This window comes from Beijerinckia mobilis (genome assembly GCF_000745425.1).
GTDB lineage: Bacteria > Pseudomonadota > Alphaproteobacteria > Rhizobiales > Beijerinckiaceae > Beijerinckia > Beijerinckia mobilis.
Genome location: NZ_JQJH01000013.1, coordinates 72,290 through 86,298 on the forward strand (window position 1 = coordinate 72,290; position 14,009 = coordinate 86,298).

General features: G+C 55.8%; 12 protein-coding genes. 11 read left to right on the forward strand and 1 reads right to left on the reverse strand.

The window, feature by feature from the left end; genetic code table 11:
• The first annotated feature begins 2 nt into the window (after window positions 1–2).
• The 5 genes from queA (at window position 3) to DL88_RS11615 (ending at window position 5,390) form a co-directional block, all read left to right on the forward strand.
• Window positions 3–1,124 (forward strand): tRNA preQ1(34) S-adenosylmethionine ribosyltransferase-isomerase QueA, encoded by a 1,122-nt coding sequence (queA, locus tag DL88_RS11595; RefSeq protein ID WP_034996191.1) that lies wholly within the window; start codon window positions 3–5, stop codon window positions 1,122–1,124.
• Window positions 1,124–2,272, forward strand: a complete 1,149-nt coding sequence (tgt, locus tag DL88_RS11600) for a tRNA guanosine(34) transglycosylase Tgt (RefSeq protein ID WP_034996194.1) — start codon at window positions 1,124–1,126, stop codon at window positions 2,270–2,272. The genes queA and tgt overlap by 1 nt, the downstream gene beginning before the upstream one ends.
• A 923-nt stretch (window positions 2,273–3,195) precedes the next feature.
• Window positions 3,196–4,161: a homoserine kinase gene (locus DL88_RS11605; RefSeq protein ID WP_034996196.1), complete on the forward strand. Its 966-nt coding sequence runs from the start codon at window positions 3,196–3,198 to the stop codon at window positions 4,159–4,161.
• Window positions 4,158–4,631 (forward strand): ribonuclease HI, encoded by a 474-nt coding sequence (gene rnhA, locus DL88_RS11610; RefSeq protein WP_034996198.1) that lies wholly within the window; start codon window positions 4,158–4,160, stop codon window positions 4,629–4,631. The genes DL88_RS11605 and rnhA overlap by 4 nt, the downstream gene beginning before the upstream one ends.
• Window positions 4,632–5,096: 465 nt before the next feature.
• The gene (locus DL88_RS11615) at window positions 5,097–5,390 is read left to right on the forward strand and encodes a putative quinol monooxygenase (RefSeq protein ID WP_034996200.1); all 294 of its coding nucleotides are present in this window, start codon (window positions 5,097–5,099) and stop codon (window positions 5,388–5,390) included.
• A gap of 295 nt (window positions 5,391–5,685) precedes the next feature.
• Here DL88_RS11615 and DL88_RS11620 read toward each other — a convergent pair whose 3' ends face one another.
• Window positions 5,686–6,108, reverse strand: coding sequence for a group III truncated hemoglobin (locus DL88_RS11620; RefSeq protein WP_034996202.1), 423 nt, complete (start codon window positions 6,106–6,108; stop codon window positions 5,686–5,688).
• A 191-nt stretch (window positions 6,109–6,299) separates the two neighbouring features.
• Here DL88_RS11620 and DL88_RS11625 point away from each other — a divergent pair, with 191 nt between their 5' ends.
• From DL88_RS11625 to aqpZ, 6 genes are all read left to right on the forward strand, one after another.
• Window positions 6,300–7,358: an ABC transporter substrate-binding protein gene (locus DL88_RS11625; RefSeq protein ID WP_051955908.1), complete on the forward strand. Its 1,059-nt coding sequence runs from the start codon at window positions 6,300–6,302 to the stop codon at window positions 7,356–7,358.
• Entirely contained in the window at window positions 7,336–8,382 is a 1,047-nt protein-coding gene (locus tag DL88_RS11630; RefSeq protein ID WP_051955909.1) for a FecCD family ABC transporter permease, read from the forward strand. The genes DL88_RS11625 and DL88_RS11630 overlap by 23 nt, the downstream gene beginning before the upstream one ends.
• Complete coding sequence (locus DL88_RS11635) at window positions 8,379–9,218, forward strand: ABC transporter ATP-binding protein (RefSeq protein ID WP_051955910.1); 840 nt, start codon at window positions 8,379–8,381, stop codon at window positions 9,216–9,218. Before DL88_RS11630 ends, DL88_RS11635 begins: the two co-directional genes overlap by 4 nt.
• Before the next feature lie 253 nt (window positions 9,219–9,471).
• Window positions 9,472–11,838 carry a TonB-dependent siderophore receptor gene (locus DL88_RS11640; protein ID WP_034996207.1) on the forward strand — a complete coding sequence of 789 codons (2,367 nt, stop codon included), beginning with the start codon at window positions 9,472–9,474 and terminating at the stop codon, window positions 11,836–11,838.
• Window positions 11,838–12,872 (forward strand): ABC transporter substrate-binding protein, encoded by a 1,035-nt coding sequence (locus DL88_RS11645; protein WP_084705140.1) that lies wholly within the window; start codon window positions 11,838–11,840, stop codon window positions 12,870–12,872. The genes DL88_RS11640 and DL88_RS11645 overlap by 1 nt, the downstream gene beginning before the upstream one ends.
• A gap of 246 nt (window positions 12,873–13,118) precedes the next feature.
• On the forward strand, window positions 13,119–13,832 hold the full coding sequence (gene aqpZ / locus DL88_RS11650) for an aquaporin Z (protein ID WP_034996212.1): 714 nt from the start codon (window positions 13,119–13,121) through the stop codon (window positions 13,830–13,832).
• Window positions 13,833–14,009 lie beyond the last annotated feature (177 nt).

Genomic DNA, 14,009 nt, shown 5'->3' on the forward strand with positions numbered 1-14,009 from the left:
CCATGCGTGTTGATCTTTTCGATTTCGAATTGCCTCCGGAGCGCATCGCCTTGCGCCCGGTTGAGCCGCGCGATGAAGCACGGCTCCTCGTGATCCGTCCCGGCAGCCGGGATTTGTCCGATCACATCATCAGGGATCTGCCTGGATTCCTGCAGCAAGGCGATATTCTCGTCGTCAATGACACGAAGGTCATTCCCGCGCGCCTCCATGGGTTTCGTGAGCGCGGCGACGCCCGCGCCAGGATCGAGGTCACCCTGCACAAGCGTGAAAGCGAAAGCACCTGGCGCGCTTTCGTGAAACCGGCGAAAAAGCTGCGGGCTGGCGAAACCATCCTGTTCGAAGCTACGCTCCCGCAAAGTGAACCTTCATCCTCCCAATCCGAAGAACCGGCCGAAATCTCCTCGCTGAGCGCCCGGGTTCTGGAAAAAGCGGAAGAGGGCGAGGTCATTCTCGATTTCGACCAGAGCGGGGATGCGCTTGAAGCCGCGTTGCATCTTTTTGGCGAAATGCCGCTTCCACCCTATATTGCCGGTAAAAGAGCGCCTGATACGCGTGATCTTGATGATTATCAGACCGTTTTCGCAAATCGCAGCGGGGCAGTTGCGGCGCCGACCGCCAGCCTGCATTTCACACCGGCCTTGATCGCCGCTATCGAGGCGCGCGGTGTGCGCCTCTGCCGTGTGACCTTGCATGTGGGGGCGGCCACTTTCCTGCCGGTCAAGGCGGAGGATACGGATGCGCATCGCATGCATGCGGAATGGGGAGAAGTCAGCGAAGAGGCGGCCACTCTTCTGAACGAGGCGCATGCGCGGGGGCATCGTATTGTCGCCGCCGGTACGACGAGTTTGCGCGTGTTGGAATCTGCTGCCGATGAGCATGGATCTATCCATCCATATCGAGGCGAAACGTCGATTTTCATCACGCCAGGATTTCATTTTCGCGCCGTCGACATGCTTCTCACCAATTTTCATTTGCCGCGCTCGACCTTGTTCATGCTGGTCTGCGCTTTCGCCGGGCTCGATAGAATGAAGCGCGCCTATTTGCATGCCATAGACACACACTATCGTTTCTACAGTTATGGTGATGCCTGCCTGCTGTTTCGCACGGAGGAAAGTGAAACGTGATGACCCCTGTCCCTTCTGAGACGGCGTTTCGGTTCACGCTCCTCCATCGTGACGGTGATGCCCGGACGGGTCTGATCGACACACCGCGTGGGATGATCCGTACGCCTGCTTTCATGCCGGTTGGAACTGCGGCCACGGTTAAGGCCATGCAGCCGGAAGCCGTGCGGGCGCTTGGCGCCGATATCGTGCTCTCGAATACATACCATCTGATGCTGCGCCCCGGCGCCGAGCGGATCGCGGCTTTGGGCGGCTTGCACCGGTTCATGAACTGGCCGCATCCGATCCTCACCGATTCCGGTGGCTTTCAGGTCATGTCGCTGGCTAAATTGCGCAAGCTCGACGAACAGGGAGTCACTTTCCAATCGCATATCGATGGTGCGCGGCATGTGCTGACGCCGGAACGCTCGATGGAGATACAAGATCTTCTGGGCTCCGATATTGTGATGCAATTCGATGAATGTGTGCGCTTGCCCTGCGAGCATACAGAGGCGGAACGGGCGATGCGGCTTTCGCTGCGCTGGGCGGAGCGCAGCCGCCGCGCCCTTGCGGAGAAACCCGGCCGAGCCCTCTTCGGCATTGTTCAGGGCGCGGATGACAAGGCGTTGCGGCGCGAGAGTGCACGCGCTCTTGTTGACATGAATTTCGATGGTTATGCGCTCGGCGGCCTTGCTGTGGGAGAACCGCAGGCCGTCATGCTCGACATGATCGAGACCGTCATCCCGCATCTGCCGGAAGACAGGCCGCATTATCTGATGGGTGTAGGGACGCCTGATGATCTGCTGCGCAGCGTCAAGCGCGGGATCGACATGTTTGATTGCGTCATGCCGACAAGGGCAGGGCGCCACGGCCTTGCCTATACGCGCCACGGCCGTCTCAACCTGCGTAACGCACGCCATGCCGATGATCCGGCGCCGATCGATCCGGAATCCTCCTGCCCGGCGGCGCGAATCTATTCGCGCGCCTATCTGCATCATCTCGTGAAGGCGGGTGAGATACTCGGCATGGTGCTGCTGACGACGATCAATCTCGCCTATTATCAGGAGCTGATGGCCGGCATGCGCGCGGCGATCACGGAGAAAAGGTTTGCCGATTTCGAGGTGGAGACGGAAGCGCGCTGGCGGGAAGGGGAGAAAGCGAGAGTGGATTAGACTGAGCCGCTCGGCAGTCTATCATTCCTACTCTGTTCCGCACCTGAGGGAACGCATGTACGGAGAATGGCTTTGGCTCAAAACGAAGAGGGGCAGGATCTTCCCACGGATCCTACCCCTCTTGAGCCTCAGTCCTTGAACCCTTCCGGCTCTGGTTCTTCCTTTTTGCCAAGGTGTGCCTCCCACAGCACAGAACCAGACGGAAAAGCGTCCTCCCACGACTTGGACTTCCATACCGGTTGATGCCAGCATCGCCTTAATGGCTTGAAATGATTATTATCGTAAGCGTACGACAATGTCACGTAAAAAGAACGCAAATTTTAATTGGCGTGGCCATGCATGCCTTATTTTTAACCTCAAATTCTTCAACGATTTTGAATTAATTTGCTCGCTAAAAAGATGATCGGTGGATAGAAGATCCAGAAGGTGGAGCAAGAAAGTAATATTTTTCAATTTGTTGTATGAAACCGTACCATTGGGTACACGGTTTGGCTACGAATCGTGCAACCGTTGTGTCAGGCAAATTCCAATGGTCAAGAGATTGTCAGATGCTTTAATTCTGACCATCGGAGGATGGCCCTGCCGCCTGTCCGCGGCTTCGGGTCTTAGCGCTTTCCTCTTTGGGTGGCCCTTGTCGAGCAATTGAGCGCAGACAGAGCGTTTCGGATTCATCCGGATGTGGTCCGGCTAAGGGAACCAGAACATTTCCGGGCAAATGAAATCGCGGAGCGATTCAACCAAAGTTCAAAATGCTCTAGTTTCCTGCCATCGTGTGAATCTCTCTGGCCGATTCCCGCGCCACGATTTCCAATGGACCGCGACGAGGTTTTGTTGCAGGACCATGGTTCCTTGACCCACCACGATTATGGCCTCAGAGGCAGAGCCCTCGAGCCTGTGATCGATCCGCAGGACTTCCGGACGCAATGGCCGTCTATACTGAAATTACTGGAACGGATCTGGAGATCTTCCTTGATGCCTATGAGATCGGGCAGGCACTCAGCCTCAAGGGAATCGCTGAAGGGGTCGAAAATTCCAATTTCTTCCTGCAGACCGAACGTGGCCGTTTCATTCTGACCCTTTATGAAAAGCGGGTGGAAGAAAAAGACCTCCCGTTCTTTCTCGGCCTGATGGAACATCTAGCCTGCCATGGTCTTAATTGCCCGCAGCCGGTTCGTAATCGCACCGGTGCCGCGCTTGGCCGGCTGGCAGGAAGACCTGCCGCAATCGTTACCTTTCTTGAGGGGGTTGGGACGGACACACCGGACGCACGGCGTTGCGCGGCCGTAGGCGAAGCGCTTGCGCGTCTCCATCTGGCCGGCGCTGATTTCGCTGGCACGCGTGTCAATGCCCTGGGACCCGCCGCTTGGCCAGGCCTTTTCGCCGGAGTGAGTGCGCGCGCCGACAAGGTTGCTGAGGGACTTTGCGAGACGATTGAGCGGGAATTGCGCTTTGTCGAAATGCATTGGCCGCGGGGTTTGCCGCAAGGGATTATCCACGCCGATCTCTTTCCCGATAATGTCCTGTTTGTGGGTGACGCATTGTCGGGCCTGATCGATTTCTACTTCGCCTGTGTTGATGCTTATGCCTATGATATTGCGGTCTGCCTCAACGCCTGGTGTTTCGAGCCGGATCTGACATTCAATATCGGCAAGGGATTGGCCTTTTTCACCGGTTATGAGCACCGGCGCAAGCTGACTGAGGCGGAGGTAGAGGCCTTGCCTGTACTGGCGCGGGGCGCCGCCTTACGCTTTGCCCTGACGCGTCTCGTCGATTGGCTGAACGTGCCGCAAGGCGCGATGGTGAATCCGAAAAATCCGCTCGAATATATTGGCAAACTCGCCTTTCATCAGCAGGTCGCCGACGCGCGGGCTCTGGGGCTTTTGCGATGAGCGGGCGCGTCACCATCTATACGGATGGCGCCTGTTCCGGCAATCCGGGCCCCGGCGGCTGGGGCGCCATTCTGCTCTTCGGTCCGCATCGCAAGGAATTCAGCGGCGGCGAGGCTTTGACGACGAATAATCGGATGGAACTCACCGCGGCCATTCGCGCACTCGAAGCGCTGACACGGCCTTGTGTTGTCGATCTCTATACTGATTCCAATTATGTGCGCGGAGGGATCACCGGCTGGCTTGCCGGATGGAAACGCAATAATTGGCGGACCGCCGACAAGAAACCGGTGAAAAATGTCGAACTCTGGCAGGAGCTGGATGCGGCGGCCGCCCGCCATGACGTCACCTGGCATTGGGTCAAAGGACATGCCGGCGATCCGCTGAATGAGCGTGCCGACGCCTTGGCTCGGGAAGGGATGGGACCCTATCGCAATCAGACGCGACGGGAGCCGCCGGGGCCAAATCCCTGACATTTCGGAATCTGGAATTTGTCTCGGCTCTATCGTTTTGCTCCACTGGAATGATGCAAAACGATACATTCCGCATGTAGTCGCTCATTATGCGACATCATTCCCGATTCTGATGAGTTCACAGACATTTATCGGATAATCAACGGATTTTGTGCCAGGAGCAGAATTTCATCTCTTGATTGACCCCGCCGTTAATGGAAACATTTCCGTTAACAAGAGGTCCTAGATTCGACGCCAAGCAGCGGCAGCATCCGTTGCCGGAGCATTTACTGATAACATTGAATTGCTTCGCGATTCCATTGTTCTGAAAATGCTTTTGTTTTTGCGTGAAGTGTTTCCGGATGGATCCGAAAGGCTCTGTGAGGGGCAGTCGCGATGGAACGCCAGGACTGGATCTCAAAAGGAACATACGCGGTGAGCGGCAAGGATTGCCGCGTATGATGGGAAACAATTCAAGGAGTGATTATGTCCGAAGAAATCAGTCTCGTTGCCATTGTCGTCGTAAAACCGGGGAGTGAGGCGGAGGTCGAAGCCGCAATCCGTAAGGTGGCGGAAGCGTCCCGCGCGGAAGCGGTTAATCTGTCCTATGTCCCGCATCGTGATCTCGATAATCCCGCCCGTTTCGTTTTCGTCGAGCGCTGGGCAAGCCGCGCGGGCCTTGAAGAACATGAAAAGACGGAGCATTTCCAGGCATTCGTGAAAACGGCTGGTCCCTTGCTTGCGGAACCCCTGCAAATTTTCGTCTTGCAGCCGTTATGAATGCGCCATCGGGTCGATGGGTATTGCTTCCCTGAAGCCTAATTCTACAAAGACCATGACGCCGCTGCCGAACGGGTTCGGAGAGCGGCGTTTTCATTGCCACCCTCTCTGTTGACAGCGCCTTCGTGCTCGCCGGGCAAATAATCTCGGCTTTCCGCTGCTTTTCCGGCGCAGCCTGTGGACCCCTGGGAATCCATGGTGTTGCGCAATTTGCCGGAGGATCGGAACCAGCCAGAAATGTGTGACGGAAGGGCCCATGCGGCGAAAAGACCCTTCCATCGCGCAGGCCGGGGTATCAGCCTGGATGTTTTGCGGGATTGCCGTCCTTGTCGCGGAAGGGAAAGAGCCCCGCCTTGAAACTTTCTGCCATATGTCGCGCCTTTCCAAGCGCTATATCGGCTTCCGCAGGGCTCAGAAATTTGCGTGCGCTTTCCTCAAACAAGGCGAGCCAGCGCGGAAAATGTTGGGGCTCGATCGGTTGATGGACATGCACCACATAGGGATGGCCCTTGTAGCGGTCCGTTTTCAGGATCACATGGGACCAGAAATTGGCCACGACGCGTAGATGGACATCCCAATCGTCGACCGCGGCGTTGAAGACCGGGCCGAGCAGATCGTCCTTGCGCGCCTTGCCGTAAAAATCGGCCACGCAATCGGCGATGGCCTTCTCGGTCTTTTGCAGCTCGGCTTCGGAGCGTTCCGGGGCAATTGTGTCCATGCATTATCCTTTCTCGACAGGGGGCGCTTGAAAAGCGCGCTTGCATGGTTTTACAGGAAACGGCATAGGAATTGTACTATATCTAAAAATATATAGATTGCCGCCGCGACTGCTGGCTCGCAGCGCAGTGCCGTTCCCTCCTGCCGGAATCCGATCCTTCGGGAAGGGCCTCCAGAGAAGTCGATCCTGCCATGCTTTCTGTCTTTTTTGCTTTTCCGTTTCGCCGCCTGTTTTCCTCAGTGCTGATTGCCCTTTGTCTTTTCATCATTTCCTTGCATGGTGAAGGGCGGGCGCGTGAGATTGCCGACATGACCGGCCGCAGCGTCGAGGTGCCGGAGCATCCGCAAAGACTCTTTTCGCTGTCCTATCCTCTGACGGTTCTTCTTTACGCTCTGGCTCCGGATCTTCTCGTTGCCGCTAATTTTCCCATTGCGGATGCGGCAAAGCCCTATTTGCCGGATGTGGTGACGCGGCTTCCGGCGATTGGCGCCATGATGGGCATGGGGCCTCACCATGGTATGAATCCGGAAGAGATCATGGCTAAACATCCTGATCTTTTGCTGGCCTGGGTCGATCCCATGGGGGATACGCAGAAGGTGGTGCATCCCATTACCGGATCCGATCTTCCGATCGTTTTCGTGAAATTGACCAATCTGGCTGATTATCCGGCGGCGCTGCGTTTTGTCGGGCATCTGCTCGGCCGCGAGGCCCGCGCCGAAGAGCTCGCCACCTATATTGAAAAGGCTCAGGAAAAGGTGGCGAAAGTGGTCGCATCCGTGCCGGAGGGGCAAAGACCGCGCGTTTATTATGCGGAGGGCCGCGATGGCCTCGCCACCGATTGCGCGGGCTCGTTTCATTCCGAGTCGATCGATGTCGCAGGCGGTATCAATGTCGAACATTGCCCGCAGACGACACTCATGGGGCTCGAACGCGTGACGCTCGAACAGATCGTCGCCGACAGGCCGGATATCCTTCTTGTGCAAGACCCGGATTTCGCAAAACGCGTCGCTGGCGATCCGGCCTGGGCGCAGGTGAAGGGAAAAAACCACGTCATCGTGGTGCCGCATCTGCCCTATAACTGGATCGACCGTCCGCCGAGCTTCATGCGGGCCCTGGCCATTCAATGGCTCGCCAACCGCTTCTACCCCGATAAATTTCCTCTCGATCTGCGGTCCGAACTGAGAACTTTCCACAGCCTCTTTTTCGGCGTGTCTTTGAGCGATCATGATGTCAACGCTCTCCTGCACTGATCAGCCGATAAGGCGGGAGCCTTTGTGGCAGACGCCCGTGATCACTCTTCTGCTGGTGATCACCATCGCCACGGCTCTGACGATCGGCCGCTATCCGCTGACACTCGGTGATATTGCCGAATTCTGTCTAGCGATGCTGCATCTCAAGCCGATGGAGGCAGCGCGTTTCGATCTTTTGTATAATCTCATCATCGAAATCAGATTGCCGCGTGTGCTCGCCGCAGGTCTGATCGGCGCCGCTTTGTCGATTTCCGGTGGTGCCTATCAGGCGGTGTTTCGCAATCCGCTCGTGTCTCCGGGGCTCATGGGCGTTCTCGCCGGTGCGAGTTTCGGTGCGGCGCTCGGTATGCTCGTCGCCAGCCATTGGTGGCTCGTCCAGGTTCTGGCTTTCGGCTTCGGTCTTGGCGCCGTGCTGCTCGGTGTCGTCATCGCCAATCTGTTTGGTTCGGCGACAATGATCACCTTGATCCTCGGTGGTATGATCAGCGGCGCCTTTTTCACCGCCGCACTGTCAATCATTAAATATACAGCCGACCCTTATGATCAATTGCCAGCCATCGTCTATTGGCTGATGGGGCATCTCGGCGGTATCGAACTCAAGGATATTTTTGTGTTGGCGCCCTTCGTGCTGATCGGCTCAATCCTGTTGTCACTGCTCGGCCGCGGGCTCGATGCGCTTGCGATGGGGGAGGATGAAGCGCGTTCGCTCGGCGTGCCTGTCCTCCCCTTGCGCTATGGCGTCATTGCCCTTGCGACATTCATTTCCTCCATTTCAGTTTCCTTTGCGGGAATGATCGGCTGGATCGGCCTCGTCATGCCGCATTTCGCCCGTGTCATCGTCGGTCCTGGCAATGAGCGCCTTTTGCCGGCGAGCGCGGCTTTGGGCGCGATCTTTCTCATCATCGCCGACGGCTTTGCCCGTAATCTCTGGCGTGCCGAAATCCCTGTCGGCATCATGACCGAATTATTTGGTATTCCTGCCTTTCTCGTCGTCGTCTATCGGGCGCGCAAGGGTTGGGCATGAACCTACGGCCGGACCCCAACCTTTCTCCTTCTTCGCCGCCTTTGCTCGTTGCCGAGCGGCTTGCCTTTTCGCGGGGAGCGCGGGCGATCCTGCACGGAATCGACCTGACGATCCGTCACGGTGAAATCGTCGCCTTGCTGGGTGCCAATGGCGCGGGCAAGACGACGCTCCTGCGGCTTCTCATGGGATTTCTGAAACCTTCGGCGGGTGCAATCCGCCTTGAAGGGGAGGTGTTGTCGACGCTTTCGGCACGGGTGGCAGCCCGGCGGCTCGCTTATGTCGCGCAGGTGCATACAATCGCTTTTCCCTATAGCGTACGCGATGTCGTGCTGCTCGGCCGCCTGCCGCAAAACGGGCTTCTGCATGCGCCAAGCGACGATGATCGTACCCTGGCGCAAACAATTCTCGAGGAGATCGGTATCGGTCATCTTGCCGATCGGCCCTATAGCGAGATCTCGGGTGGTGAACGACAGCTTGCGATGATCGCCAGGGCGCTTGCCCAGGCGACACCGATCCTTGTGATGGATGAGCCCCTGACGGGCCTCGATTACGGTTATCAGATCCGCCTGATCGATCATCTCGAACGATTGTCCCGCGAGGGGCGTTGCCTGATCATGAGCACGCATCATCCCGAACATGCGCTCTGGTCCGCGACCCGTGTCATCCTTCTGCGGGATGGACGGATCGAGGCCGACGGACCGCCGGAAGATGTGCTGACGCCCGACGCTATTCTGCGTCTCTATGGTGTTGACGTGTTACGTCTCGATGGACCGGAAGGCCGTTCCACCTTTTTGCCACGGCGGCGTCAAATTCGGCCGAGAATGCCGCACAAATGATGATGATTTCTATATTTCATTGAAATGCCATTATGGGCTGGAGGCTTTCGAAGAGGTTCGTTCTGAACTTCGATTTTACGACGATCTCATTGAAAATAATAAAAAGTTTCGCTCAGCGGATTGTGACTTTTTTGTTGAACAGTAAAGCTCAAGCTAATAACCTATATTAATAATAATATTGCTTGTTCGATCGGAACCATCTCGGAGCCCGGGACGGGCTGGCCACGTGCAGGCAAATCGAGGAGCTTTTGCTTTGGTTCGTCCGTTCAAACAAAAGAAACATCAGCAGCAAAATCTGGCTGAAAAATATCCCACCGCCCATGTCTGCCCCGCCGTATTCCTCCTCGTCGGCTGCGGGTGGGCCCATGCGCAGGAAGCCACGCAAACGACATTATTGGTCGAGGAAAATCGGCCGATCGTCGATCCCAAGACCACCCGCGCCAGGGCTTCCGGCATGGCTGCAAAATCGGCCGATAATGTGCAGCTGCCGCAGGTTCTCATCGAGAGTAATAATCTTATTCCCATCGGCGAACAGTCGGATGCGGAAGGAATACGCAATTACGTCGTCACGCATTCGACGACGGGCAGCAAGGCTCGTCTGCCGAATTCCTATGTCCCGCAATCGATCACCACGGTGCCGCGTAAGCTGATGGAAGATCAGGCGGTCCGCACCGTCAACGAGGCCCTGAGCAATGTCGCCGGCGTGAACAATTCCTATCCCGGCTACTATCCACTCGACCAATATAATACCGTCACGATCCGTGGCTTTCCCAACAGTATGATTTTGCGCGATGGACTGTGGGATCCGGCACCTTTCGGCAATCAGGCTCTGGCGAGCGTCGATCATATCGAGGTGCTGAAGGGGCCGTCGGCACTGATGTATGGCGCCTATATCAGCGGTATCGGCGGCATCGTGAATGTTGTCAGCAAGAAGCCCTTGCCCTATTTCGCGGGACGGGTCGGGGTGGAAATCGACAATTTCGGCTCCCATGTGACGACCGGCGATGTTTCGACTCCGTTGAGCGCGGATGGCAATTGGCTGGCGCGGACGAGTTATCTCGTCGGGGGGTACGACAGTTTCTATCAGAATTCCCAATATACCAAGGCCGCTGTTTCCGAAATCATTCAGGGGCGTCTTTCCGCTCAGGATTCCGTCACGGCGGCTTTCGAATACCGCTGGCAGAAGACCCATCCTTATAGCGGTCTGCCCTATATGGCGGCGAAGGGGGCCGGCAGCAATCAATATCTCGCGTCACTCGGCTGGTTCGGCCGTGATCTCAACGTCATCGATCCGCGTGCGACGCAAACTTTTGTCAGCACCAATGTCCGCCTGGGCTTCGAACATGAATTCAACAAGGATTGGAGCTTCAAATCCTCCAGCCAATATACGATGACAAAGCGTGATCAGATATCGATCTATGCCACGCCGTCATTCACTTCCTCCGGAACGCCCCTTTACAAGCAGGCCTTTTCCGATATCAAAATGGGGCCCGTTTATTCCATTGACACGGATCAGATGTTGACCGGCCATTTTGATACGCTCGGTATCAAACATGATATCGTCGCGGGAGTACGCTATGCGAATAGCTGGTACAAGATGGATATGCGGCGGCCGAACCCCAATCTGTTCAGTTCCTACACATTCACGGATCCCTATAATCCGAATTGGGGTGTGCCGTTCGGCAATCTGACGCAATATATGTATGGCTATTCCAACTCCCAGCAGTTCAATGAATATTTCAACGATGTCATTTCCTTTACCGATCGCCTGAGGCTGTCGGCGGGTGTTAATTATGTGCAATATAGCACATTCACCCGGTCGGGAATGAATTCAAATCCTTTGATGCAAGGCTCGACGCAGTATAACAAAAATGGGCTCGGTTGGCGTGTTGGTCTCATGTATGATATCCTGCCAGAATTGACGGCTTTTGCATCCTATACGACGACCTTCTCACCACAAGCCCCGAATTTGACAAGCGACGGTATCATTCAGACGTTTGATCCCGAGACAGGAGATCAGAAGGAGATCGGTCTGAAGTATAGTATTGCTGATTTTGCGAGCGTCTCCGCCGCGCTTTACGACATCAATTTGTCGAATGTCCCGGAAACCGATCCGGACCCGGCCAAGGCGCTGCTCGGTTATGATGTGCAGACCGGCAAGCAGCGCTCGAGCGGGGGCGAGATCGAGGCGACCCTTCAACCTCTGCCGGGTTGGAACCTGCTGGCCTCTTATTCCCATATTAATGCGCGGATTTCAGAAGATAACAGCTATCTCATCGGTTCTCCGATTCCAAATGTTCCCAAGGATACGTTCCGTTTCTGGAGCACGTATGAATTCCAGGATGGTCCGGCACAAGGCTTTACCATTGGTGGGGGGCTGACCACTTCCTCCGGCCGCACGACAAATCTCATCAGCCAGGCCAATCCCAATCTTGTCGCCTATCTCGGCGGTTACACGACCTTCGATGCGATGGCGTCATACCGGTTCGGACCGGCCAAGGTCAGCGTCAACATCAAAAATCTGTTCAATGCCCGTTATTGGGCAACGGCCGCCAGCTATAATTACGTCTATCCCGGTCAGCCTTTGACCGCCATTGTCCGGCTTTCGATGGATTTCTGATGATGTCTCTTCCCACGCGGCGTAGTCTCATTCTTTATGCGTTGGCTTTTTGCCTGTCTCTTGCGCCGGTCATGGCGCGAGAGATCACCGATATGGCAGGCCGCAAAGTCACTGTGCCCGACCACATCGGAAAGATTTATTCGGTATCGCATCCTGTTACTTTCCTGCTCTACGCTTTTGCGCCGGAACGTCTCGTCGGCATCAATCTTCCAATGCCGGAGAAGGATCGCCCGTTTCTGCCCAAAGCCCTCTTCGATCTGCCCGTCATTGGCGCCATTATGGGGCACGGCGCGGCGATGAACCCGGAAGAGATTCTTGGCCTGCATCCCGATGTCATTCTCGTCTGGCTCGACCGTTTCACCGATAATGAACGGATCATCGGCCAATTCGGCAAGGTTGGTCTGCCTGTCGTCTTCGTGAAGGCCGACAGTATAGAGGATTATCCGGAAACCCTGCGTTTCCTCGGAGGCCTGCTCGACAAGCCGCAGCGGGCGGAGGCTTTGGCCGCCTATATTGAAGATGTGCTGAAGCGGGTTGGGGCTGCGGTCGCGAAAGTCCCCAAGGATGAACGGCGGCGCGTCTATTACGCCGAGTCACGCGATGGTCTGGCGACGGATTGCGATCATTCCTTCCATACAATCGCGATCCGGCTGGCCGGGGGTGACAATATCCATCATTGTGACCAATCGACACACGGCGGAATGGAAGCGATTGGGATCGAAGACATTATCGCGCGGAAGCCTGAAATCATCATTACCCAATCGCGGGAGTTCGCGCGTGAAGCACAGAAGGATCCGATATGGCGGCAAGTCGAGGCTGTCCGGCAGGGAGCGATCTCTGTCGTACCGAAAACGCCGTTTAACTGGATTGATCGGCCGCCGAGCTTCATGCAGGGGCTGGGTGTGCAATGGCTCGCCAACCTCTTTTATCCTGATCTTTATCCCCTGGATGTGAAGACTGAAGCACGGCGCTTCTATCATCTCTTTCTTGATGTAGATTTGAGCGATGAAGATCTTGAAAAGATCCTCAAATAGGATTGACCGTCAAGAAATAGATCTTAACCTCAGGCATGGTCGAAATTATCAAGGCCATTGTCCCTTTGGGGCCTGATCGCGCGCAGGAAGTATAAGCATGGAGCGTATCTGATCGCGCGCGTTCTCCGGCGATTTTGGAAGAATCGTCGCATCATTTTTAAGTTATTGACAAGACTGCGTTTTATGAAACGGGTGGTGCGGATTCTTCCGGCTATATCCACGCATTGATGATCGGGGGTATTTACAATGCATTTCAGAAGATATCTCGCTGAATTGATCGGAACCTTCTGGTTGACCTTTGGCGGCTGTGGCGCCGCCATCGTTTCGGCTGCATTTCCGAATGTAGGGATCGGTCTTCTTGGCGTCTCTTTCGCCTTTGGACTCACAGTCCTGTCGATGATTTTCGCGGTTGGCCACATTTCATTCGGCCATTTTAATCCTGCCGTAACCGTGGGTCTGACGGCTGGCGGACGTTTCCCGGTATCTGACGTCATTCCTTATGTCATCGCCCAGGTGCTGGGTGCGATCGCCGGCTCTTTCCTCCTCTATTTCATTGCGAGTGGAGCGCCGGGTTTTGATCTTGCCGGTGGCTTTGCCGCGAATGGCTATGATGCGCATTCGCCCGGGCATTACAATCTCGTTTCCGCTTTCACTACGGAAACGGTTCTGACAGCCGCTTTCATCTATATCATCATGGGTGCGACCCATCCGCGCTCCCCAGTGGGTTTTGCCGGTGTGGCGATTGGCCTCGCCCTGACGCTGATTCACCTGATCAGCATTCCGATCACCAATACCTCGGTCAATCCCGCGCGTAGCACCGGGCCGGCTCTGGTTGTCGGCGGATGGGCGTTGGAACAGCTTTGGCTGTTCTGGGCGGCTCCGTTGCTTGGTGGTATAATTGGTGGCTTGCTCTACCGTGTGGTCGGGCCGCTTCCGGAAGAGCGTATCGGGCTCGATTGAGAAGACAGTGTGATGAGAGCGTTTCGGATATATCCGAAACGCTTTGCTCAAAAAACTAGAGTGTTCTCAAAGTAATAAAATCGCGAAGCGATTCAAGCTTATGGAAAAATGCTCTAAAGGGCGCTTGTTCGGAATCTTCCGGACGAACGACTGACGGCTTCCGGACACACGGACTCT

Coding starts and splice junctions, on each gene's coding strand:
- queA (WP_034996191.1), top strand. CDS start 3: ATGCGTGTTGATCTTTTCGATTTCGAATTGCCTCCGGAGCGCATCGCC.
- tgt (WP_034996194.1), top strand. CDS start 1,124: ATGACCCCTGTCCCTTCTGAGACGGCGTTTCGGTTCACGCTCCTCCAT.
- DL88_RS11605 (WP_034996196.1), top strand. CDS start 3,196: ATGGCCGTCTATACTGAAATTACTGGAACGGATCTGGAGATCTTCCTT.
- rnhA (WP_034996198.1), top strand. CDS start 4,158: ATGAGCGGGCGCGTCACCATCTATACGGATGGCGCCTGTTCCGGCAAT.
- DL88_RS11615 (WP_034996200.1), top strand. CDS start 5,097: ATGTCCGAAGAAATCAGTCTCGTTGCCATTGTCGTCGTAAAACCGGGG.
- DL88_RS11620 (WP_034996202.1), bottom strand. CDS start 6,108: ATGGACACAATTGCCCCGGAACGCTCCGAAGCCGAGCTGCAAAAGACC.
- DL88_RS11625 (WP_051955908.1), top strand. CDS start 6,300: ATGCTTTCTGTCTTTTTTGCTTTTCCGTTTCGCCGCCTGTTTTCCTCA.
- DL88_RS11630 (WP_051955909.1), top strand. CDS start 7,336: ATGTCAACGCTCTCCTGCACTGATCAGCCGATAAGGCGGGAGCCTTTG.
- DL88_RS11635 (WP_051955910.1), top strand. CDS start 8,379: ATGAACCTACGGCCGGACCCCAACCTTTCTCCTTCTTCGCCGCCTTTG.
- DL88_RS11645 (WP_084705140.1), top strand. CDS start 11,838: ATGATGTCTCTTCCCACGCGGCGTAGTCTCATTCTTTATGCGTTGGCT.
- aqpZ (WP_034996212.1), top strand. CDS start 13,119: ATGCATTTCAGAAGATATCTCGCTGAATTGATCGGAACCTTCTGGTTG.